This window comes from Streptomyces sp. SID9727, assembly GCF_010550605.1.
Lineage (GTDB): Bacteria > Actinomycetota > Actinomycetes > Streptomycetales > Streptomycetaceae > Streptomyces.
The window spans coordinates 1-250 of the sequence record NZ_JAAGNI010000470.1; the positions used below are offsets into that span (position 1 = coordinate 1).

Here is a 250-nt window from a genome sequence, read left to right on the forward strand (position 1 = left end):
CGCCCGTCAGGGCGACCCGCAGCTCCACGGTGAGCGCGGACAGCGGCTCGGTCGTCCGCAGCGTGACGTTGCTCTGCGCCCAGTACGCGTTGGAGTGCGGGTCGACCACGCCGCCGGTCCACAGCGGTCCGTCCTCGGGCCGCAGCGCGTCCTCCCGGGCGGCCGGGGCCGTCGCGGCGGGCGAGGGCGCCGATGCCACCTGCCCGCCGCGCGCCCGGTCGTCGTCGCCCGCCGAGGTGACCGCGAACGC

General features: G+C 78.8%; 1 pseudogene. It reads right to left on the reverse strand.

Features of this window, described 5'->3' with window-relative positions:
- Nucleotides 1-250: pseudogene (locus tag G3I41_RS32370) on the reverse strand (hypothetical protein); the annotation flags it as partial.